The organism is Sabulibacter ruber (assembly GCF_017355955.1).
Lineage (GTDB): Bacteria > Bacteroidota > Bacteroidia > Cytophagales > Hymenobacteraceae > Nibribacter > Nibribacter ruber_A.
The window spans coordinates 834,862-858,294 of the sequence record NZ_JAFFID010000002.1 but is presented as its reverse complement, the minus strand read 5'-3'; the positions used below and the strand labels follow the sequence as shown (position 1 = coordinate 858,294).

Genomic DNA, 23,433 nt, shown 5'->3' with positions numbered 1-23,433 from the left:
TCATCTAAAATAACGCTGGCGCGAGTCTGGAGACTCGCGCCTACAGATGCCAGGTAGTCTCCAGACTACCCTCGCTGCACCGCAGCGATCCACGCATTGCTGAACCAACCAAGGCACAGAACCCCTCCGTTTCTTTTAAAGAACCATAAGCAACAAAGCTGCGTCCTTCCTAATACCCGTCACAAGCACCCCGCGAGTCTGGAGACTCGCTTCATCCAACGTCTCGAGACTTCAGTCTCGCGCCAGAGGGGATCTCTATGTTTCCAAGCTGTTTTTCAGAAACCAGCCAGAAAACCGCCACACGTTTGGCGGTGCCAAAGGAAGATATAGGAAAATGTGTATCTTTTAGGCCTCAACCCAATGACCATGCGATTCCCTCAACTCTTCTCGCTTCTTCTCCTGCTTTCCTTCACTTTCCCGGTTTTCGGGCAGAAAACGGCAAAAGAAAAAACCGATGCTAAACTCACCCAGAAACTGGAGGCACTCACCAAGGACTTCCAGGGTGACGTGGGCATTTACGTGAAGCACCTCAAGACGGGAAAAACGATTGCTATTAACGCAGATACCCTCTTCCCCACGGCCAGTATGATCAAAATACCAATCATGGTGGGCATGTTTGACAAAATAGAGCGCGGCGAGATCGACCCAAAAGCCACGCTCCGCTACCGCGATTCGCTCTACTATGCCGGTGAAGACATTGTAGGGAATTTCAAAGACAGTTCTACGGTAGCCCTGAGCAAAATCCAGATGCTGAGCATCACCACCTCAGACAACACCGGCAGTCTTTGGTTGCAGCAGTTAGCGGGTACCGGTACGGCCATTAATGCGTGGCTGGAGAAAAACGGCTTTGTCTACACCCGCATGAACTCCCGTACGCCGGGCCGCCGACCTAACTGGGAGAAGTACGGCTGGGGCCAGACCACGCCGCGCGAGATGGCTACTCTGGTCACCATGATCCGGGACGGAAAAGCGGTGAGCCCTGCCGCCAGTGAACGCATGTACCGCAACATGGGCCGGATTTACTTTGACGGGGAAGCACTTTCGCAGATACCACCTTATGTGCACACGGCCTCAAAATCCGGGGCAGTAAACCGCTCCCGCTCCGAGGTGGTGCTGGTCAATGCCCCGCACGGTGATTACGTGTTCTGCATCATCACCAAAAACCAGCAAGACGAAAACTGGGAATACAACAATGCCGGCTACGCTTTGATAAGAGCTGTCTCCAGAACGCTTTGGCAGTACTTTGAGCCAAAATCTGACTGGAAACCGGCTAAAGGGGTAGAGAAATATTAACTAAGGCACCTATGGAGGAAATACTTGGTTTAACGGAACGAGAAGAGACCATCCTTAAAGAATTTCCTTCGGGAATCCAGTTCTTATATCCTTGGCGCAAATATCAGGAGCGCGTACTGAATGAACTAGACAGCCACTTAGAGAACGGGCACCTGCATGTAATTGCGCCACCAGGTTCAGGGAAAACAATCCTGGGGCTGGAAGTGATGCTGCGGCTCAACAAGCCTACTTTGATTCTAGCGCCCTCGCTGGCCATCCGGAACCAGTGGATTCAGCGTTTCTGCGACCTTTTCCTGAAAACAGCTCAGAAACCAGACTGGATCTCCCGCGACATCAGGCAACCGGCCTTTGTCACGGTGATCACCTACCAAGCCCTGCACGCGGCCTGTAACAATCTTTCTGTCTCAGAAGAAGAAGAGGAGATATCAGAAGCAGAAGATACCGAGGCAAAAGCCTCCGCCCGCTCCAACTCAAATCTGGAAGGTATCATTAAATTGCTCCGGCAACAGCGGGTTCAGACCATTGTGGCAGACGAAGCCCATCACCTCAAAAATGAATGGTGGAAAACGCTTATTCAGGTGAAAAAGAAGCTCCGCCCCACTGTTGTAGGACTTACCGCCACACCGCCCTATGATGTAACGCCTCTGGAATGGCAGCGGTACACAGAACTGAACGGACCGGTTGACGCTGAGATTTTTGTTCCGGAGTTGGTGGTAGAGCAGGACCTATGCCCACACCAGGACTACGTCTATCTCTCCACCCCCACGCTGGAGGAGTCAAAGAAAATTGCGGAGTTCAGAAGCAAGATCCTCCAACTCTTTGAAGAATTGAAGCAAGACTTAACGCTGGCGCAGGCGCTGGAACACCACCCCATTTACGCCCAGCCGTTAGAACAGCTGGAGTGGATCTACACAAATCTCAAGTGCTACTCGGCCACGCTCATCTTTCTGAACGGCATCGGGAAACAAATTTCACCGGCCCATTTAGAAGTCATTGGTGATCCTGAGTTCAAGATTCCGGAGCTCAATTATGAGTGGATGGAAGAAGTGCTACAATTTTATCTGTTCCTTGACCCTGCAACTTTCCTGGGCTTTGAGGAGCATCAGGAGCACCTGAAAAACAAACTAAAGCGCTACAGTGCGCTGGAGAAAAGGCAGATTAGCCTCAGGCACAGCCACAGAATACAATCTTTCCTAGGCACCAGCTTGAGCAAGCTCAAAAGTATAGAGCAGATTGTTTCTTTTGAACACCAGACGTTAGGCAAGGACCTCAGGTTGGTGGTGCTCACAGACTTCATCAGGAAAGAATTCCTACATCCGGCCGGCCACCAGCTGCCCTTGAACAAAATGGGTGCTTTGCCCATCTTTGAGCAGTTACGAAGAAGCCTGGAGAAAACCGTCAGGTTGGGCGTCCTGACAGGCTCCGTGGTGATTCTGCCGCAGACTGCCCTCCCTGCTCTTGAACGGTTTGCCCTGGCGGCAGGTATCCTAACCATAGCTGCAACCCCGCTTGCCTACGATGCCAGTTACCTGCAAATCCAATTCACGGAACAACTGAAACACGCCCTGGTACACTTAGTCACTCAGGTATTTCAGGCCGGGGAGATTGAGGTATTGATTGGCACCAAATCTTTGCTGGGCGAAGGATGGGACGCTCCCTGCATCAACACGTTGGTATTGGCTACTTTGGTGGGCTCCTTTGTATCTTCCAACCAAATGCGCGGACGCGCCATTAGAGTACAGGCGGGCAACACTGCCAAAACGGGCAATATCTGGCATCTTGCCTGCCTTGATGCCACAGACGCCCACGGCGGAAATGACATGGAAATGCTGCAGCGGCGCTTCAAGGCTTTTGTGGGAGTTTCTCTCAAAGAAGAAATAATTCTGGAAAACGGGTTGGGCCGGCTTAATTTGCCAACCGGATTTCTAACTACAGATCAGATCAACACCAGTAATGACCAGATGCTTGCCTTTGCCGCTCAACGGCACCAGTCGCAGGAACGCTGGCAGCTAGCTCTGGCCAAAGGCATGTCTCTGGTAGAAGAGATCAAGATTCCCTTCCCCGAAGCTCGCCGCAGCTACCAGGCTTCTAAATCTCTGTTTTACAACCGCACCATCGCCTATCTTTTGGCAGAGTTGATCAGCATGATCCTGGCATTTAGTAACGGTGCCCTTCAAGGTTTAGGCCGTTCAGCCCGCCATATTCGCACCACCACCGACCTGTTCATTTACCTGGCTTTTATAGGTGTCATTGGCATGCTCTTTTTTGGAAGGAAGCTGTATACTACGGCTCGGCTATATATCAAGTACCGCGATATTTCCGAAGACTTCAGACAAATTGGCGAAGCCCTCCTGCAATCATTGGCAAAAGCAAGAGTGTTACAGACGGAGGTAGCCAGGCTCAGTGTGGTCTCTTCTGTAGACGCACATGGCAACATCTACTGCCACCTAAACGGCGGCACCACCTTTGAGCGCTCTTATTTCATCAAAGCCCTGCGGGAGATGATTGGCCCGGTGGGCAATCCTCGGTATATCATCATCCGGAAGAACTCTTTTTTAAAGTTTCTGCTGCAGAAAGACTATCACTCCGTTCCAGAGGTGATTGGGAAAAACAAAACACTAGCGGAATTTCTGGAAAATCAATGGCAGAATCTGGTAGGGCATTGCGAATTGGTTTTCACCCGTAATCTGGAAGGGCGCAAGCTATTGTTAAAAGCCCGCCTGCACTCTCTTGCCTCAGAGTTTGAAGACAAAACCGAGCAGGTAAACAAGTGGCGCTGAGCCTTTCCTGTTTCCAGCCTCTTTTTCAGAAAATGAGCAAAAAGAGGCCATAAACAGAAACTGCCTATAAGAATAAAGCCCACCCTCCGCGCCGAGACGCTTCAGGTGGACTTTCCCCTTCATGAGATAGTAAGACCGCTATATTTGTCTCTACCCCTATCTCCTTTAATATTTTTTCTTCAGGATAATTTTGGAGCCGATAAGCCGAACATGTCTTTCAGGGCTCTTCGGGCGGCGTGATAGCCACACATGCCGTGCACCCCTCCGCCCGGCGGCGTGGAGGAAGAACACAGGTAAACGCCCTTAGCCGAGGTCTGGTAAGGCGATAATCCCACTACCGGACGGGTATACAACTGCCCCAAATCAATGATGCCGCCGTTGATATCGCCGCCAATGTAATTGGGGTTATGCGCCTGCATCTGGACCGTGTTGAACGTATGTTTGGCCAGAATCAGGTCCTTGAAGCCGGGCGCGAAACGTTCCACCTGGCTTTCAATGGCCTCGGTCATGTCTACGGTGGAACCGTTGGGCACGTGGCAGTACGCCCAGGCAGTGTGCTTGCCTTGGGGAGCGCGGGTATCATCAAACAGGCTTTGCTGCGCCAAGAGCACAAATGGTTTCTGCGGATGCTGCCCGTTAGCCGAGGCATGTTCTGAGGCAGCTATCTCTTCCAGGGTATTCCCCAGGTGCACCGTTCCAGCCTGTCTGCATTGCGGGGCGGTAAATGGAATCGGTCCATCCAGCGCCCAGTCTATCTTGAACACGCCCATGCCGTAGCGGTAGCGCTGCAATTGGCTTCGGTACAGAGAAGACAACTTGTCGCCGGCAATCTCCAGCAGTTGCTTGGGAGTCACATCCAGTAACACGGCCTTGCTTTTGGGCAACTGGTCCAAGGTTTTCACATAGAAGCCGCTTTCAATTTTCCCTCCTATGCTCTTAAAGTAAGAAGCCAAGGCATTGGCAATCTGCTGGGAACCGCCTTTGGGAATGGGCCAGCCTTGCAAATGCCCGACCGCCATCAGCACCAGGCCAATGGCCGAGGTGGTCAGGTTGGTCAACGGCTGAATGGAATGCGCTGCCATGCCCGCCCATAGTCCTCGGGCTTCCTTCGTCTTGAACCGCCGGGCCAGAAACGTAGCCGATGTCAGTGCGTTCATGCCAAAGGCCGCCATGTCCAGGGGATGGTTGGGGATCCGCAGGGGGCCCAGCACATCCGTTGCCAAGGCAGGCCAGCGTTTCACCAGCGGAGTAAGAAGGTTTAGGTAAGATTGCTGGTCTTGCCCCAATGACTGGGCAGTTTCCTGTAAAGAAGTAGCCAGAGCGGCGGCGGTACCGTCATCAAAGGGGTGGGCGGCCGCTAAGCCGGGGTACAGGAACTCCAACCCGTGGTCTTTCAGGGGAAGCGTCTTGAAAAAGGGAGAGCCTGCCGCCAGCGGGTGAATGGCCGAGCAAACGTCATGCACAAACCCCGGCAAGGTTAATTCCTGAGAGCGCAAACCGCCCCCAATCTGATCTTTGCCTTCTACCAGCAGCACTTTTAACCCAGCCTGCTGCAAGGTGATAGCGGCGGCTAATCCGTTAGGTCCGGAGCCAACAACCACTGCGTCATATTGCGTTGTACTCACGCTTGCTTTTATTTAGATGTATCCTGTTCTCACCTGTGCGGCAGGTCCATTTTAGCTTCTCTTTCTGAAAAACAGGGCTAAAACAGATTGCGGCTCTTGCGTATACGTGCTACAAGCTACTTAATTTTTTCATGTCAAACGCGCCTTATCTTCCGCTTTTTCCGCACCTAACGTCCATTCTGGAGAATGTGACAGTTCTTGATTTTGAGACGACAGGCGTAAGTGGCAGTAAAGGCAGAGTGATTGAGATAGCGGCCATCAAGGGTAGCAACAGCCAGATCACCGGAAGGCTTCATACCCTGGTAAAACTGAAAGGTGAACTCCCCAAGAAAATCACCGAGATTACCGGCATCACGCCGCAGGATTTGGTCAACGGCCTGGAAGAACGCACGGCCTTTCTCATTCTGCAGGAGTTTATTGGAGATAGCACCGTTGTGGCCCACAACATTCCGTTTGATTTGGGATTTCTCTACAGCACCTACCGGCGGCTGAAACTGAATCCAGTACAGCACCCGTTTCTGGACACCCTATCGGTTTGCCGGTTACGCCAGCCCTCGCCACGAAGCCTGCCCGATATGTGTAAGGCCTATAACATTCCATTAACCCGTTGGCACCGCGCCTTGCCAGACGCCACCGCAACCTGGCATCTCCTCCACCGGCTACATGAGGAAAGCCCGCTGGATTACATGCGCAACAAACTGGTCTTGAATACTAAATACGGCACTCCTTACTGGCTCCCACCTTTAGCGGAAGTGCTCCCGGCCACAGATACGCCAGAAGCCACCGGATCAATCTCCCTTCAGGAATAAGATCCGGCCTAAACATCCTATCCAGAACCTGAATAAAACATTTCTAATAACCATCTCACCTTTCTCACTTACGATTTTTCGTATTTCCCACTCCTAAATGCCGTATTTATTCAAAATACAAAGGTTCATCTTCTCCGTTTAAGCAAACATTAGGCATAGGACCGAAAGCTATTTTAGCACTATTCCTTTTCCCAGAACTCAAAACAGAAGATTAATCATAGAGAGAAGATGGCAAAGATGCGGTTGATTTGGATAGTTCTGCTGAGTGGTTGGCTGTATTCCTGCTCCTCTGAGGAAGACCCGGTAGCGGAGCTGGAGCAGGAAACAGGCTTCCTCACCAAGGGTGTCTACCCACTGGAGGATATCCAGGATCTGGATGTTGTGATCAATGAGATTGGCAACAGCCAGTACGTTCTCATAGGGGAAGCCAGCCACGGAACCTCTGAATTCTACACCTGGCGCGCAGATTTAACCCGGCGCCTCATTCAGGAGAAAGGCTTTAACCTGATTGCCGTGGAAGGAGATTGGCCGGCAGCCTATTCCCTTAACCAATACATTCAAGGGCAGCAGAACGGAACCGCGCAACAGGCGGTACAGTCCTTCCAGCGGTGGCCTACCTGGATGTGGGCAAACCAGGAAGTGGCCAACTTCTCTGAGTGGCTGCGGCAACATAACCAATCTCTGCCCCAGAACCAGAAGGTAGGCTTCTACGGCATGGATGTGTATAGTCTGTGGGAATCTCTGGAGGCCGTGCGGTCCTATTTCACTTTCTCCAGTGCTGATCCGGCAATTGCCCAGTTGGCCCAGAGTGCCCAGCAGTGCCTTGCTCCTTATAACCAGAACGAACAACTTTACGCGGCGGCCACTACCCAAGGCTCTTCCTGCGCCCAGCAGTTGGAACAACTACTGGAAGCCGTACAGGCGTACCGGGCAAGACAACCCGCCAACCATGAAGCAGCTTTCAATGCCGAGCAGAACGCCCTGGTAGCCGTAAACGCCGAACGCTACTACACGCAGATGGTACGCAGCGATGCCGGTTCCTGGAACGTGCGCGACCGCCACATGCAGGAAACCGTGAACCGCCTGATTGCCCACAGGGGTAATGGCGCCAAGATTATTATCTGGGCCCACAACACACACGTTGGCGATGCCCGTTACACAGACATGGCCTCGGCCGGGATGGTCAATATCGGGCAGTTACTGCGGCAGCAGCACGCGCAGGCAGGTGTTTACCTGGTGGGCTTTGGCACGTACCAGGGCCAGGTGATTGCCTCTAACCAATGGGGTGGCACCGTGCGGGTCATGAACGTGCCGCCGGCCATGCCCAACAGCTGGGAAGCGGTGTTGCACGCCTACAGCGCAGAAGACAAGTTGTTGCTGATGCGCGAACTGCAGGACATTCCGGAAGCCATGCAATCCAGAGGCCACCGGGCAATTGGTGTCACCTATAATCCTACGTACGAAGCCGGCAACTATGTCCCCACCATTTTGCCCCGCCGCTATGATGCGTTTCTGTACATAGACCAGACAACGGCTTTATCGCCACCGGCGGGAGGCAGCTTCTAAAATTTTACCTGAACAACTCTGTAGCTTTTGACCCGACGAGGAAACTGCCAGTTTCCAAAAAGGAAAGGGGAGCATTTCTGCTCCCCTTTTTTACTTGTTGTTTCAGTTGTACTCTTTTCAAAGCAATGAATAGCTTCAGGCGTGTTCCTCAGGCAGTTAGTCAGGCTGCCGCAGGATGGTGCAACAGTTAGTCAGGCTGTTACAGCAGTCTTACGCTTTTGGCTACATCGTTGCCTTCTCCGTCTTTTTCAATCTCAAACTCCACTCTATCGCCTACGTGCAGCTCATTGAAATCTGTGTCTATCACGTTGGTGAAGTGGAAGAATAAATTGTTGGGCGGATACTTAATGAAACCATAGCCGTTTTTCAGGCTCATGATCTCACCTTCGCCATGGCTCTCAAACCGATTCCCGATGTTGTCCTGATCGTGGTCTTCGTCTTCCTCCCGGGAAACGATGGTCCGTTTCTGGTCTGGCTGCACAAACAGCCGCTGGATGGTGGCGTCATTACGGGCAATGCGCTGGTCAATGATGCCGTGCATGGCCATAGGGTAGGTTACCTCGGCCAGGAGGTCCTGTGAGGGACGCGTTGTCATCCGCTGTCCGTTGTCTGTGGTGTACTCAAACTCCCAGGTCAGGGCCATGATACGGGTTCCCAAAGTATTGATCTTGCGCACCATAGGCACGTAATCTCCGTCTGAAGAGATCAAAACCAATACATCAAACCGCTTGTAAAATGCCTGCTCAAAAGCCTCCAGTGCCAGCCACACGTCTATGCCGCGCTCCTGCTTGTATCCTTCCGGTGTAGTCCGCACCGGCAGATAGTGAGTAGTCACGCCCTCAGACATGAGGATGTCATCGAACACCCGGTCCCAGTAAAGGGTATCGCCGCGTTGGCTGGCTTCATATGCATTAAGCCGGCCACGGAAGTAATGGGCATCTACGATCCGGCAGAAGCGCGGATCTACCCCTTCTTCCTCCGCCACTTGTTCCCGAATGAACTCGTGGAGGCCAGAGATACTTATCCTACGTTTGCGCTGGTGGCCGTAGGCATAGTAATTACTGACCTGTAAGAAGTAGTTACCGTCATAAAAGACGCCAATTCTTACTAATTTGTCTTGCATGTTGTTGTCTGTTTTTTGTCTTTCTGTCTTTCTGTCTGTCTTTTAATTTGTCTGTCTTGAGTTTTTATGTTTGTTGCTGTAAAACGGGGTAAAGGGAAATTACTAGAAGAAAGCGGCAAAAAACAGAGAGACTTCAGGGGGTATGGAGGAGCAGGAACTAGTTCTATATTGGCTATGGGATAGAAACTTCTGGTTTGGATTCTGCTATTAATTGATGATACCTTCATTTAATTCGTCTGGGGGACTCTTAATTTACTTTTATTTCTTCTGCTTGTGCTAGGGCAACAATTACCGGCACAAACCTTATGTTTAGTTAGGTTTACTACACATTTCCCGCGAAAGAAAGAACTTTTTCTTTAAAGCGCTGTCGGGCAAAAGTAGGGAATCATTACTTTGCTAACAACCTTAATTATTCAAAGCTTACTATATAACAAACGAAAGGGCAGAATGTTCTAGTACCTGCCACCAATACTGTTTTGGTGCCATTTTCTAAAAACAAGCTAAAAACAACACAAACGGTTACAATTCATCAGGTTTTCTGCACCAGAGAACTGTTTGAGGAAGCTAATCCAAGAAAAAAGATGCTTTTACTTAAAGAAAGCCGAAATCTGAAAATTCAGACCCGGCTATTAAGGGCTTTTATATTTTATTTCAATTCACCTGTAATTGGGCGAAATTCCTTTCTTCATACAACTTAAATGCGCTGGAATTTAACCCCTGATTCATGCTTGTATTTTACACATTAATTAAAAAATTTAATAAGTAGCATTCCTCAAGCAGATTCCAGAAAACAAGTTCTCTTGAAATAGAAAAGCCTGCCATCTTTTTCAGACAACAGGCTTTTCTATAGATTTTTGCAAAATAGGCCAAAAACAGATTAGGCTTTCAGTACTCCCAATTCTCTTCCAACCTCGGTAAAGGCCTGAATGGCTCTGTCCAGATGTTCCTGGGTATGTTCTGCCGAGAGCTGTACCCTGATGCGGGCTGCCCCTTTGGCTACCACCGGGTAATAGAACCCAATGACGTAGATGCCTTTCTCCAGCATTCTGGTGGCAAAATCCTGGGCCAGTTTTGCATCATACAACATGACCGGTACAATTGGGTGCACACCTGGCCTGATGTCAAACCCGGCAGCAGTCATGTTCTCTCTGAAGTATTTGGTATTCCACTCCAGGCGGTCGCGCAGTTCAGTGGTAGAGCTCAACAGTTCCAGTACCGCCAGAGAGCCGCCCACAATAGCCGGAGCCAAAGAGTTAGAGAACAGGTACGGCCGCGAGCGCTGGCGCAGCATTTCTATGATTTCCTTTCTGCCGGTGGTGAAACCGCCCATGGCTCCACCCAAGGCTTTGCCTAAGGTACCGGTAATAATATCTACCCGACCCATCACATTGTGGTACTCATGGGTACCCCGGCCGGTCTTGCCAATAAAGCCGCTGGAGTGCGACTCATCAACCATCACCAGTGCTTTGTACTGATCTGCCAGATCACAGATTTTGTCTAGCTGGGCAATGGTGCCGTCCATGGAGAAAGAACCATCGGTGACAATGATGCGGTGCTTGGCGCCCTGGGCTTGCTGTAGTTTGGCTTCCAGATCGGCCATGTTGTTGTGCTCGTAGCGGAAACGTTGCGCCTTACACAGCCTGATGCCGTCAATAATGGAGGCGTGGTTCAAGGCATCAGAAATGATGGCGCTTTGCTCATCAAACAAAGGCTCAAACACGCCGCCGTTTGCGTCAAAAGCCGCGGCGTACAGAATGGTGTCTTCGGTGCCCAGGAACTCGGCCAGTTTCTGCTCCAGTTGCTTGTGGATGTCCTGGGTTCCGCAGATAAACCGCACGGAGCTCATGCCGTAGCCGTGGGTGTCCAGGGTGCGCTTGGCGGCCTCCAGTACCGCTGGGTGCGAGGAAAGCCCCAGGTAGTTATTGGCGCAGAAGTTGAGCACCTCGCCGGTCTGCTGGGTCTTGATCTGGGCGTGCTGCGGGGTGGTAATGACACGTTCTCTTTTATATAAGCCGTTCGCTTGGATGTCGGCTAACTGCTGCTGTAAATCAGGTTGCAGGGTTTCGTACATATAATCGTGGTTATTGGTTCGTGGTGTTCGTTGAGTCAGATGAAGTCAACTTTTCCTGGTAGAAGCTGTACGCAGGTTTTGGTTTCCAAAGATACGAAACGTAGGCACCTCCCCTAATTTTTTGGAGCCGCTTGAATAACGTACATTTGTTTTTCTATTCAGCACCTTCATGACAAAAAAGACCCATGCCATTCTAGTGATAGGCGCCTGCGGCCAGTTAGGCTCTGAACTCACCCTGGAATTGAGAAAGATCTACGGCGATGCCAACGTAATAGCCGCCGATATCCAATACCCCAAGCAAGCCGAGTTACGCGAGACTGGTCCGTTTGAAATCATAGACGTACTTACGCCACAGCATCTGGAAGACCTTACCTCCAAATACAAAATCAAGCAGATTTACCATTTGGCGGCTATTTTATCGGCCACCGGCGAGAAGAACCCCAAGTTTGCCTGGCGCCTGAACATGGACGGCTTATTCAACGTGCTGGACTTTGCGCTGGAGCACAAGGTAGAGAAAGTGTACTGGCCTTCTTCCATCGCCGTTTTCGGGCCGAATACTCCGCGGGAGAACACCCCGCAGCACACCATCATGGACCCCAACACCGTGTATGGCATCAGCAAACAGGCCGGTGAGCGGTGGTGCGAGTATTACTTCCTCAAGTACGGGCTGGATGTGCGCAGCCTGCGTTACCCGGGCCTCATTGGCTACAAAGCCTTACCAGGCGGCGGTACTACAGATTATGCCGTGGATATTTACCACCAGGCCCTGGCTAAGGGCACCTACAAGTGTTTCCTGAGCGAGAACACCCGCCTGCCCATGATGTACATGCCCGATGCCCTCAAAGGCACCCTGGACCTGATGCACGCCCCGGCCGAACAGGTGAAAGTGCGTTCCTCTTACAACCTGGCGGCGATGAGCTTCACGCCGCAGGAGATTGCGGCCAGCATTCAGCGCCACTACCCAGATTTCACCATTACCTATGAGCCCGACATGCGGCAGCAAATTGCCGACTCGTGGCCACAGAGCATTGATGACCTGGCTGCCCGCCAGGACTGGGGCTGGAATCCGCAGTATGACCTGCACACCATGACCGATGACATGCTCCTGCACCTGAAACGCATCAACAACTAAGGTCCTGCCAAAAAAACTGGCCCAAACGCTTCAAAGTGCCTGCCGTTACCCCACGGCAGGCACTTTGTTTTTCACCTGTTTTCTCCAAAACAGCCCGGGAACTGCCAGCTAAAACACTCCTCTGTGACCTAAGCCACATAGAGAAAGCGGCTTTTTCTACACTTCAAATCTATCTGGTTCATTAGCAGCAGGATAAAGAAGCAAACCTTCTATTGGTTACCAAAACTTGCTGTAAATAGATATTGCTTCCTTAATATTGAGCTTTCTTTTACCCCCTTATATACTATTAAAGCTATGTTAAAGAAAGTTTTTTCAGCTGCTGCGCTTTGCTTCTCCCTTGCCTTTGGGGCATCTGCCCAGGACGGCGGCGGGATTAAACCGGCGGCTGGTGAGGTAACCGGCGAAGTCCAATTGAATCTGACTGGTACCAACACCGTTGGTTTAGGCCTAAACCAATTGCGCGGCCGTTACTTCCTGGCCCCCAACACGGCAATCAGGGCTTCTTTTATCCTGGATGTTCAGAATGACACTGAAGACGATGATTTCAGCCGTACTTCTACCCTGTTTGTGCTGGCTCCTGGTATTGAGAAACACTTTGCGGGCACAGAGCGCTTGTCTCCTTACGTAGGCGCTGAGCTAAGCTTCACCAAGTTCTCGGCCAACGAGGAAGGCGATAACTACGAGATTGACGGTGCCTGGTCTAACGGCGGAAATAACATCACCAACCGCAACTACTTCGGGTTTGGGTTAGGAGCCGTAGCCGGTGCTGATTACTACTTCGCCCGTCACGTGTACCTGGGCGTGGAGTTCGGTTTCGGTCTACAGTACAGAAAAGAAGGAGATGTGGAAATCAATCCAGAAAGTGGTCCTAACACCACCATTGACGGCGAAGGAGGCTCTCTAAGACTGCGCCCTACCGTGAACAGCGGCCTGCGTCTGGGCTTTGTGTTCTAGTCCCAGAATTACCCTAACTTACCTGGCCCGGCACTAGTCTCTAGCGCCGGGCTTTTTATTTTCTGCCCTCCTTGCCACAGTTCTCAACTGCAGAGCCTATGGTATTCCGGCTGCTCTCTGTTTTAAGGCCTTTTTGCGGGAATCAGGCAGAAATCATCTGCAGCATATCTGCCTAAGCACCACAACCTTTCCGTTTTAGAATCAGTTAAAAAACGCGGCAAACGTTACGGCAGAAAGAGGTTATGATTGTAAATCCGCACGAGAAAGGATGGGAGATTGTTTTCCAGCAGGCACACGCACTATTGGCCGCCGAGATTGGATTTGCGTGGCAGCCAGAAAAAAAGCCATTGCACTTCATGCAGACCTTAGCCGCCATAGCCCAGCATGATGATGGCCAGAAAGACTGGTCTGGGCGGTATGCCCTCACCCCGGCCGGAGCCCCCGCTAACTTTACCCAACTCCCCTTCTGCCTGGAGCAGGCCCAGCAGGTCATGAAAGAGGCCAGGTTCCAGGGCCGCTGGCGCAGTCTGCTGACCAGCATGCATTTGTCTTTTCTGTACGAGGAACTACGAGGCAAAAAAAAGCTCTGGGACGAGTTCCTGGATGAGCAGCGCTCCTGCCAGAAGAAATGGCGCCAGCAGCTGAAGATTTCCAAAGCCGATGCCCAGTACGCCTATGACTTCATGCAGTGGTGCGACCGCTTCTCCCTGATTCTCTGCCGCAACGAACTACCCGAAATGGAACGCGCTCTGGAAATAAGCAACGGCCCAGACCAGATCAGGTATGAGGTAACGCAGTTGAAAACCGGCCCGGTGCTGGTAGAACCCTGGCCGTTTGAGGTGAAGCAGATCCAACTCTCAGTAGAGGCCCGCTGTCTTACCCAGCTTCAGTTCTCCTCAGACCAGGAACTGGCCGATGCCATCTGGCAAGCTCCCATTCTCCGCAAAGAGTGGCTCCTGCAGCAGGCCTAGGCCAGGAGTTGAAACCAGGCACCTGAGAACCCGCTCTGCGCTTCTATCTGTTTTCTGCGTTTTTAGAGAAAACTAGCCTCAAAACACCTGCAGCACCAGGCCCAAACCAAGGACCCGTGTTTTCCGCTAAGCCGGCACCAGCCTTAACCTCCGCAATTGAATCCTCGTTAAGTATAGTTTAACCAACTTTTATCCTAATGGCCATTCAGATATCGTCTGACAACGAGCTACGTTCCATCATCTTTCAGCGCGAACGGGTAATTGTCAAGTTCATAGATGAGGACTGCGAGATTTGCAAACTGCTGGCACCCTCTTTCAAGCAATTTTCTGAGGATCCCAAGTACAAAGACGTGACCTTCCTGCAGATGGACGCCTCTGAAAATCCGGTTTCCAGCCAGGAGGTAAAACTCACCGGCACCCCGTTTTTTGCTATGTATTTCAAGGGCACTTTGCGGCATTGCAGTTTGTTGTCCTCGGAAGACGAGGTCAGGAAAATGCTGGACCGCCTGCTGGCCTGCAAAGCGTAGCCGGTTTTAAGGCTGTTTTTCCTGACCTGGCCTGAAAACAAGGCTTTCGGCTTTGTCTTCCGTCCCTTAATTTTACAGCATGCGCAGGCGTTGCTTTCTTTATTTCGTTTCTATTTTGCTGGCCTCGGGCCAATTGGTAAGCTGTCAAAAATCTACAACGCTGGCAGACACCAACCCCGGCACTGCGGTAAGCCCCCAACCGCTGCCAGAGCCACCGCTTTCCACCATTACCTTACCGGTTTCTATCTCGGTTGCTGCCCTGGAAGAACGCCTGAACCAGGAAATGAAAGAGGTCCTGTACCTGGACAACAACCTGGAAGACGATGACCTCATGGTGAAAGTCACCAAAACCGGCCCCATCAACATGCGGGCCGAGTCCAGCAAACTTTACACCGAAGTACCCCTCCGGATCTGGGCCAAGGGCCGTTGGCAATGGAATGCCTGTGAATTCTGCAAAAAGCTGCAGAAAACAGAGGAAACCGAGTTTGAGATGACGGTGCGCACCGAGACCCGGCTCCAGATTCTGCCAGATTATGTCTTAAAAAGCTACTCCTCCGGTGATTTCTCCTGGGGCGAACGCAAGCCCACTTTCTCTCTGGGACCTTTGAAAATAAACCTGGCTCCGTTTATAGAGCCCCGTCTGAAAGCCCAGCTCAATCCCATGCTCCAGCAATTGGACCAGGAACTGCAGAAACGGGTTCCGCTTAAAACCTATCTGTCCCAAGCCTGGAGCCAATTACAGGCACCGGTGTTGATCAACTCCCAGTACAATGCCTGGCTTGCCATGGAGCCCCGGGCAGTGAAACTCACGCCCATTGAATTGCAGAAAGATGTATTGAGCTTGCAGATTGGGATAGAGGCCCTGGTGAGGGTTTTACCCGGCCAGAAACCCGCGCCCAGCAAACCCGTGGCGCTGCCGGCCTTTACGGCTGTTCGTAACCTGCCGCCGGTAGCCCAGCTCAACGTCTCCAGCGATGTCTCCTACGGTTACCTGACCCAGGTTTTGCAGAAAGAACTCAAAGGCCAGTCGTTCTCTTTTGAGAACGGCAAACACCAGCTCACTGTGCATGACATTGTGGTAACCGGCAAAGGCACGCAGTTGCTGCTGGCCCTGGATGTAAGCGGTCAGTCCAAGGCTGGTTTCATCACCAAAAAGCTGAACGGCAAAGTCTGGCTACAGGGCACCCCTTACTATGACGCGGCCTCCCAGGAGATAAAAGTGCGCGACTTGTCTTATACCCTCCAAACCCGCGACCAACTGGTAAAAACCGCCAACTGGCTTCTGCAGAATAAATTCAGAACGCAGGTAGAACAGCAAATGACCTTCCCTGTAAAAGGCCAGCTGACTACCGTGCGCCAAGCCCTGCAAACCGGCCTGAAAGAAACCCAGCTTCAGGACAAACTGGTGCTGCGCGGTTCCAATTTCACTCTTGAGCCAGATACCATGTTTGTGACCGAAAACGGCCTGCGGGCGCACTTTCTGGCCACCGGACAGTTGGGTCTGTTCTTCCAGTAAACCAAGCCTGGCAAACAGAGGCATCACCCCGCAGCTCTTGGTGCTTTGCTCATCAACAGCTTGCTAGCCAAAGGTATTTATTCGCCAAAATCCCGCCTATTTGCTTCTTCGGCATCGCCGCAGGTATCTACAAAAGGCCCCTTTTATCAACAATTGGGCACTTGTTCCCGTAGGTTCACGTAAGACATATCAGAAAAAGCGAATGGCAAAGTATACCGCAAAAAGCATCTTAGGTCTTATCACCAACTCTGCGGGAGAGTTCATGAAGAACAACTCGTTGCGGCTGGCGGCAGCGTTATCCTATAACACTATCTTCTCTTTGCCTCCGCTTCTCTTCATAGTGGTACGCACCGCTGGTTATTTCTTTGGCGAGGAGGCAGTCACCGGGCAGCTCTACAACCAGATCAAAGGCCTGGTAGGCCCAGAAGCCGCCACCGAGATCCAGACTATGATTACCAAACTGCATCTGGAAGGCCCTAACCCGGTGGCTACCTGGGTGGGTATTGGTACGTTGGTGTTTGCCGGCACTACCATTTTTGTCACCCTGCAGGAATCATTGAACCAGGTGTGGAACCTCCAGACCAAACCTAAGAACGGCATCCTGAAACTGGTAAGAGACCGGGTCCTGTCTTTTGGGCTCATTCTGAGTATGTCTTTTTTACTGCTGGTAAGCTTGGTAGTGAGTGCCGTCCTGGGAATCCTAACCGATTACCTGCAGAAACTACTTCCTGGCCTGGCTATTGTGTTCATATACATACTGGACATTGCGGTCTCCCTGGGCTTTATCACGCTGCTCTTTGCATTGATTTATAAATACCTGCCAGATGCCCACATCCGCTGGCGCGATGTGTGGGTGGGCGCTTTGGTAACCGCGTTCCTCTTCCTGCTGGGCAAGTACCTGATTGGCTGGTACATTGGTCAAAGTGATTTCAGCAGTTCCTACGGGGCCGCCGGGTCTATGGTCATCCTGCTTTCCTGGGTTTACTATTCCTCGCTCATCATCTTCTATGGGGCCGAGATCACCCAGGAGTACGCCGATACCTTTGGCCAGCCCGTAACGCCCAACCACAATTCTGTGAGGTTTGAGATAAGGGAGTTACCGCACGAGAGCAGCAACGAGGCCATGGCCGGCCGCCCGCCCGCCGAAGGCAGATTCCGCAAATAGCGGCCTCCGGGTTTCTACTGTTTTTGAGCTGATCCAGGAAAACCAGCCCCAAACGGCCTTGTCTTTCAGGCTGGTTTTGGCTATATTACAAATAGAACTCCAGTACTCGTACCCATAAGCTTATTCTTACTCACCAAAAATCAGAACAGAATTTTGGAGGTATACAGAGGGTAACCGCACGTTCAATGGTCTAACCAAAAGAATTGTGGCACTTCTGTGTAGCTTTACACGAGGTTTCCCCGTATAAAATCTACCTTCCTGACTAAACCTCTTTTTTGTTTCTGTACTGGTATGCGGCGGCTGATAATGCTTTTGTGTTTGCTCCCTATTTGGGTATATGGTGATTGTCAAACCAGACAACAACCTGATTCTCCCCGGGTAGCTGCGGTGTTGCCTAAACCGCGCACTAACAGTCCCAAACCAGCTCCTCAGCGGTACTTTAACAATACGGCCAGCATGCAGGCCTTCTATGAGCGCGTAGAAACGCTGGCAGAAGACAACCCCGAGGTATTGAAAGCCATTGAGTTTATTTCCAATCCTTTCTTGACTGAGGAAGAGGAACCTGCCCTGCGGCATTATACCGCCCAGGTACGCACGGCCACCCAGGTTCTGAAAGACACCATCACCAACGTGCACAACGCCCGGTACATAGACACGCTTTTCCAGCTCAACTTTGACTCCAGCACCGTAGAGCTGTATTACCCTATGTACACCAAGCGCTTCCTGCTTTCCTTCGCCGATATCAAAAGCCCTAACCTCCCCCTTAAAAACGGGATTAAAGTAGGCTGTACCAGACAGGAACTGTTGCAGAAACTACAAGGCTATAAACTGTTTATCAAAGAGAACAGGAATGTGGTGGAAGTCTGCGACGTAGAGCAAAACCTATGGCTCAGGTTTAATCTGGCTAAAGGCCGGGTGAGCAGTATCCAGTACGAAGGCTACGTAGATTAATTAGGAATTGAGAATTGAGAATTAGGAATTAAGAATTTCTTCATATCGCCCTGGGGTGAAGTATGCTTTGTCTCTTGCCATTTGCTGGTTTATTGCTCCTGAGGCTGAGAGTTGTTTTTAGTCTATCTTCCAGAAAACAGGGCTAAAACAGGGGTGCCTTCCGTCTCCATTCTTAACTTTGATTCCCAATTCCTAATTTCACCCCATGGACCTGGAAGTAAGACAAACCAAAGACGGCTCCACCACGCTGTACGTGCCTGAACTGAATGAGCATTACCACTCAGTGCACGGGGCATTGCAGGAGTCTTTGCACGTATTCATTAAGATGGGTCTAGAGGCTACCCTGGAGCGCCTTTCTACCGTGCGCCTGCTGGAAGTGGGGTTTGGTACCGGCCTAAACGCCCTGCTCACCCTGCAACACACCCTGGCCTCTGGCGCTACCGTGCAGTATGACACGCTGGAAAAGTACCCCTTGACCCCAGAGGTGGTAGCGCAACTCCAGTTCGATAAATTCATCCTCAACCCCGAGTTGCTGGACTTCTTCGGCCCGCTTCACGCCGCTCCCTGGGAGCAGCCGGTTTCTATTACTTCCTCGTTTACCCTCCGCAAGCTGGAAACCGATCTGGAAACCTTCGCTCCGGCCCCGGAAAGCTATGACCTGATTTATTTTGATGCCTTCGCCCCGGAGAAACAGCCCCACCTCTGGACCGATGCCGTCTTCCAGAAAATGTATGATTGCCTCGCCCCGGGCGGTACCCTGGTCACTTACTGCGCCAAAGGAAGCTTCAAACGCAGCCTGAAAGCCGCCGGCTTTACGGTAGAAGCATTGCCCGGCCCTCCCGGCAAACGGGAAATGACGCGCGGCGTGAAAAAGTAAGCTCCCATTCCTTTTATTCAACATTCAATATTCCATTTTTAGATTCTTTACATGAAAAGAACCTTTACGCTATTCCTTTGCCTTTTTCTCTGCTCGTTTCTTTTACAAGCCCAAAATAACTTCAGGCCGGGGTTGGTGGTGGCCATCGCCGGCGATACCCTGAGGGGATTCATAGACCACCGGGAGTGGCTGCGCAACCCCACAGAGATTACCTTCAAAGCCACTGCCTCCGGCAGTACTGAACAAAAGTTCACCCCTGCCACCAGCCGTTACGTTCAGATTACCGGACTTGAAGCCTTCCAGAGCCAGGACACAAGGATTTCCATGGGATCAGTGGATTTGTCGGGTTTGAGCCATGGTCCGGATACCACCTCCACCAGAGCCACAGTTTTCCTGAAGGTGGAGTACGCAGGCCCCAAGGTTACTCTTTTGTCTTATACAGATGTAGTAAAGACCCGTTTTTACCTACAAGAACACAAAGAGGGCACCCCTCCGCAGGAATTGGTCTACAGAAAGTATTATGCCGTGGGGCAACAGAACCAGATGGCCACAGATCCTATTTACATGAACCAACTCTGGGCCAGTGCTATCAAAAATGGGGTGGGCACTGAAGATTTCCTTCGGAAGATAAAGTCCACTACTTATACCGCGCAGAACCTGTTGGCCTTGGTACGGCACATCAACGGACCGGAAGAAACCAAGGCTAGCCCCACAGCATTTGCGAAGAAATCCAGAACCAGATTTGTGGCGGGCCTATGGCTTAACAGAACCACTATGAGCCAGGACAGCGAAAGCAAATTTGCCGATGGCGCTACCCAGCAGGATTCTTACCTTCCTAAACTAACCGTTGGGCTGGATGCCTTCGCTAATCCTGCCACGCAGCGCCTGGTTATCAGAACTGAGCTTTCGGTTACCTGGGCCAACCCCAGCTTAAGAAAGGAAGTGAGCTATACCCACTCTCCTATCACTACCCTCTACACCTATGAGTACTCACAACTCACGGCGTCGCTTAACCCGCAGGTGCTTTATAACTTCTTTAACTCAGACAAGCTGAAAATGTACCTGGCGGCAGGAGTAGTTGGTACTTACGCGCACTACTTCAAAGATAGATTTACGACTGTCAATTACTTCAGCAATGACGGCACCCAAACCACAACCGTGGCAGATGGCTATGAAACACCGCAAACATTCTGGTACTCTTACTCAGTCAGGGCCGGAATTGTGCTGTTTAATAAACTAGACGTAGCCGTGTTGTATACCGCTAATGATATTTCTACCCGCCCTGCGTATTCTATCAACACGCAGTCTACCAGCCTGGGGGTTAGTTACCTCTTTCAGCGGAAGAAGGCACAGTAAGTTCTCTCCTTCAGAGGGCTTTTAGAAGCCTCTCCTACAGTTATTCAATCAATTAAACAGAAAGAGCCAATGTCAACCTCCTGATATTGGCTCTTTTTGTTTAGCTTTAAGTTTGGTAAAACTGCTCATATTCTTACACCCATCATTCTACCTTACACAAACCTTTTTCATGAGACTTGTTTACACGCTGGCCGTAGTGTTATGGACCAGCCTGGGGCTGCACGCCCAAACCCCACAACCTGCTAAAGCCAACTACCAGCTGGCTTCCCGTTTCTCGCCTAAAAAGCTGGAAAAACTCATTTTCACCACCAGCCTGGATCCGCACTGGCTTAAAAAGACAGATCGGTTCTGGTACATGTATGAGACCCCCAACGGCAAAAACTGGTACATTGTAGACCCGGCCGCCAAGTCCAAGCAGGCCATCTTCAACACCGATAAACTGGCCGCCGACATTACCTTAGTGGTACGTGACCCCTTCGATGCCCAGCATTTGCCCATTGAGAACCTTAAGTTCACCGAAGACGAGAAGAACGTTCAGTTTGAGGTAAAGAGCACCATTGACCAGGTAAAGAAAGACCGCACAGACAAAAAGGCCGCCGACTCATTGGAGAAAAAAACCTTCTACTTCCAGTACAACCTGGCTACCCGTCAATTGACCGAACTGAAGGATTACAACAAGCCCAAGCGCAAGCCTAACTGGGCGTCTATCTCGCCAGATCAGAAGTTTGTGGTGTTCGCCAAGGAGCACAACCTCTACTGGATGGACCGCGCCAATTACGAGAAAGCCCTCAAAAACGAGAAAGACTCTACCATTGTAGAGCACAAATTCACCACCGACGGTGTGGAGAACTACTCTTACGGCGACTCTCAGGGCGAAACCAACGTGGAGCGGGAGAAAAACAAGAAGAACCGCAAACCGGCCTTCATCATGTGGTCACCGGACAGCAAATACTTCATCATGACCCGCACCGATGCTCGCAAAGTGAAAGATCTTTGGGTGTTGCACCACACTGCCGCTGGCCGTCCGGCGCTGGAAACCTACAAGTACCACATGCCCGGCGAGAAAGAAGCCCCCATCCGGGAGCTACTTTTGTTCAATTTTGCGGAAAAGACCTCTAAAAAGATCAGCACGGCGGCCTTTAAAGACCAGGAAATCTCGGTGTGGCCAGCACCAGCCAAGCAAAGCTCCCGCGATGACGAGTTCCGCGCCAATCTGTGGCACGGCACCAACAACAAGGTCTATTTCACCCGCACCAGCCGCGACCTGAAAAAGATTGACGTATTGTCTCTTGATGTTCCTTCCGGAACCGTGAAGCCGTTAATCGACGAGCGCTTCAACACCTACGTGGAAGTAAGCCGCGTAGGCCTGGTGAACGGCGGCAACGAACTCATCCACTGGTCTGAGCGCGATGGCTGGGGCCATTTCTATCTGTATGACGGCAACGGCAAACTGAAAAACCAGATTACATCCGGCCCTTTCCACTGCGAGGAAATCATCGGGATAGATGACAACGCCCGCGTGCTGTACTTCACCGCCAACGGTCGCGAAGCCAAGGAAGACCCCTACTACCTGCACCTGTACCGCATCAACTTTGACGGTTCTGGCCTGAAACTGCTTAACAGCGGCAACTTTGACCATCAGGTGAGCATGAACGATAGCCGCAAGTTCTTCGTGAACACCTCCTCCCGCGTGAATACTGCGCCCGTTTCTGCGCTGTACAACAGCAACGGCAAGAAAGTGATGGACCTGGAGAAAACCGATCTGTCCCGCCTCATGGCCGCCGGGTACAAGTTCCCGGAGCCGTTCACGGTGAAAGCCGATGATGGCGTGACTGATCTGTACGGCGTCATGTACAAGCCTTTTGATTTCGACTCTACCAAAAAGTACCCCATCATTGAGTACATCTATCCGGGTCCGCAGACCGAGGCTGTGAACAAAGCCTTCGGCCGCAGTATGGACCGCATGGACCGCCTGGCTCAGATGGGCTTCATTGTAATCACCGTAGGAAACCGCGGCGGTCACCCGGCCCGCTCTAAGTGGTACCACACCTACGGCTACGGCAACCTGCGTGACTACGGCCTCGCCGATAAGAAAGCCGCCGTTGAGCAATTAGCCGACAGATACGACTTCATTGACATTAACCGCGTGGGCATCACCGGTCACTCCGGCGGAGGCTTCATGTCTACAGCTGCCATGCTGGTGTACCCAGATTTCTTCAAGGTAGCCGTATCGGGCGCCGGAAACCACGAGAACAACATCTACAACCGCTGGTGGTCTGAGAAGCACCACGGCGTGAAAGAAGTGATTTCGGCCAAAGGCGACACTACCTTCCAGTATGCCATTGACAAGAACCCAGAACTGGCCAAGAACCTGAAAGGCCACCTGCTGCTCACCCACGGCGACGTGGACAACAACGTGCATCCGGCCCACACCATCAGAATGGCCGATGCCCTGATCAAAGCCAACAAACGCTTTGACCTGGTGATCATGCCCGGCCAGCGCCACGGCTACGGTGACATGACCGAGTACTCCTTCTGGATGACCGCCGATTATTTCTCTAAGCACCTGCTGGGCGACTTCTCCCAACCAGTAGACATCATGGAGATGAACAGAGAAGCCGAACAAAACAACAAACGGCCTCAAACCAATAGAACTGCCCAACCAGAAGACGAGGAATAATCCGTAGTTGACAAGCCAAAGAAAAGCCGCAGCCTTA

The 23,433-nt window shown here is 51.5% G+C and carries 17 protein-coding genes; 14 read left to right on the top strand and 3 right to left on the bottom strand.

Going from position 1 to position 23,433, the window contains the following annotated elements:
* The first annotated feature begins 366 nt into the window (after positions 1 to 366).
* Together JT719_RS14960 and JT719_RS14955 are read left to right on the top strand one after the other, a co-directional pair.
* Positions 367 to 1,293: a serine hydrolase gene (locus JT719_RS14960; RefSeq protein WP_207434125.1), complete on the top strand. Its 927-nt coding sequence runs from the start codon at positions 367 to 369 to the stop codon at positions 1,291 to 1,293.
* An 11-nt stretch (positions 1,294 to 1,304) separates the two neighbouring features.
* Positions 1,305 to 4,073 carry a DEAD/DEAH box helicase family protein gene (locus tag JT719_RS14955; protein ID WP_207434124.1) on the top strand — a complete coding sequence of 923 codons (2,769 nt, stop codon included), beginning with the start codon at positions 1,305 to 1,307 and terminating at the stop codon, positions 4,071 to 4,073.
* Between the two features lie 179 nt (positions 4,074 to 4,252).
* Here the strand turns inward: JT719_RS14955 and JT719_RS14950 are convergent, their stop codons facing one another.
* Entirely contained in the window at positions 4,253 to 5,698 is a 1,446-nt protein-coding gene (locus tag JT719_RS14950; protein WP_207434123.1) for an FAD-dependent oxidoreductase, read from the bottom strand.
* A gap of 131 nt (positions 5,699 to 5,829) precedes the next feature.
* Here JT719_RS14950 and JT719_RS14945 point away from each other — a divergent pair, with 131 nt between their 5' ends.
* Both JT719_RS14945 and JT719_RS14940 read left to right on the top strand, forming a co-directional pair.
* Positions 5,830 to 6,507, top strand: a complete 678-nt coding sequence (locus tag JT719_RS14945) for a 3'-5' exonuclease (protein ID WP_207434122.1) — start codon at positions 5,830 to 5,832, stop codon at positions 6,505 to 6,507.
* A gap of 228 nt (positions 6,508 to 6,735) precedes the next feature.
* Positions 6,736 to 8,073, top strand: a complete 1,338-nt coding sequence (locus tag JT719_RS14940; protein WP_207434121.1) for an erythromycin esterase family protein — start codon at positions 6,736 to 6,738, stop codon at positions 8,071 to 8,073.
* A 199-nt stretch (positions 8,074 to 8,272) separates the two neighbouring features.
* Here JT719_RS14940 and JT719_RS14935 read toward each other — a convergent pair whose 3' ends face one another.
* Together JT719_RS14935 and kbl are read right to left on the bottom strand one after the other, a co-directional pair.
* A complete protein-coding gene (locus JT719_RS14935; RefSeq protein WP_207434120.1) occupies positions 8,273 to 9,196 on the bottom strand; it encodes an NYN domain-containing protein in 924 nt (307 codons plus the stop codon).
* Positions 9,197 to 10,073: 877 nt separating this feature from the next.
* Positions 10,074 to 11,267 carry a glycine C-acetyltransferase gene (gene kbl / locus JT719_RS14930; RefSeq protein ID WP_207434119.1) on the bottom strand — a complete coding sequence of 398 codons (1,194 nt, stop codon included), beginning with the start codon at positions 11,265 to 11,267 and terminating at the stop codon, positions 10,074 to 10,076.
* Between the two features lie 169 nt (positions 11,268 to 11,436).
* Between kbl and JT719_RS14925 the strand changes: the two genes are divergently transcribed.
* The 10 genes from JT719_RS14925 (at position 11,437) to JT719_RS14880 (ending at position 23,396) form a co-directional block, all read left to right on the top strand.
* Complete coding sequence (locus JT719_RS14925) at positions 11,437 to 12,399, top strand: NAD-dependent epimerase/dehydratase family protein (protein ID WP_207434118.1); 963 nt, start codon at positions 11,437 to 11,439, stop codon at positions 12,397 to 12,399.
* Between the two features lie 294 nt (positions 12,400 to 12,693).
* On the top strand, positions 12,694 to 13,353 hold the full coding sequence (locus JT719_RS14920) for an outer membrane beta-barrel protein (protein WP_207434117.1): 660 nt from the start codon (positions 12,694 to 12,696) through the stop codon (positions 13,351 to 13,353).
* A gap of 242 nt (positions 13,354 to 13,595) precedes the next feature.
* Positions 13,596 to 14,324, top strand: a complete 729-nt coding sequence (locus tag JT719_RS14915; RefSeq protein ID WP_207434116.1) for a DUF3891 family protein — start codon at positions 13,596 to 13,598, stop codon at positions 14,322 to 14,324.
* Between the two features lie 197 nt (positions 14,325 to 14,521).
* The gene (locus tag JT719_RS14910; protein WP_207434115.1) at positions 14,522 to 14,851 is read left to right on the top strand and encodes a thioredoxin family protein; all 330 of its coding nucleotides are present in this window, start codon (positions 14,522 to 14,524) and stop codon (positions 14,849 to 14,851) included.
* A 79-nt stretch (positions 14,852 to 14,930) separates the two neighbouring features.
* On the top strand, positions 14,931 to 16,367 hold the full coding sequence (locus JT719_RS14905) for a DUF4403 family protein (protein ID WP_207434114.1): 1,437 nt from the start codon (positions 14,931 to 14,933) through the stop codon (positions 16,365 to 16,367).
* 202 nt (positions 16,368 to 16,569) lie between these two features.
* The gene (locus JT719_RS14900; RefSeq protein ID WP_207434113.1) at positions 16,570 to 17,532 is read left to right on the top strand and encodes a YihY/virulence factor BrkB family protein; all 963 of its coding nucleotides are present in this window, start codon (positions 16,570 to 16,572) and stop codon (positions 17,530 to 17,532) included.
* 456 nt (positions 17,533 to 17,988) lie between these two features.
* On the top strand, positions 17,989 to 18,483 hold the full coding sequence (locus JT719_RS14895; protein WP_207434112.1) for a hypothetical protein: 495 nt from the start codon (positions 17,989 to 17,991) through the stop codon (positions 18,481 to 18,483).
* A gap of 205 nt (positions 18,484 to 18,688) precedes the next feature.
* The gene (gene mnmC2, locus JT719_RS14890; protein WP_207434111.1) at positions 18,689 to 19,360 is read left to right on the top strand and encodes a tRNA (5-methylaminomethyl-2-thiouridine)(34)-methyltransferase MnmC2; all 672 of its coding nucleotides are present in this window, start codon (positions 18,689 to 18,691) and stop codon (positions 19,358 to 19,360) included.
* A gap of 51 nt (positions 19,361 to 19,411) precedes the next feature.
* On the top strand, positions 19,412 to 20,716 hold the full coding sequence (locus tag JT719_RS14885) for an outer membrane beta-barrel protein (RefSeq protein ID WP_207434110.1): 1,305 nt from the start codon (positions 19,412 to 19,414) through the stop codon (positions 20,714 to 20,716).
* A 169-nt stretch (positions 20,717 to 20,885) separates the two neighbouring features.
* A complete protein-coding gene (locus JT719_RS14880) occupies positions 20,886 to 23,396 on the top strand; it encodes a S9 family peptidase (protein WP_207434109.1) in 2,511 nt (836 codons plus the stop codon).
* Positions 23,397 to 23,433: the final 37 nt, after the last annotated feature.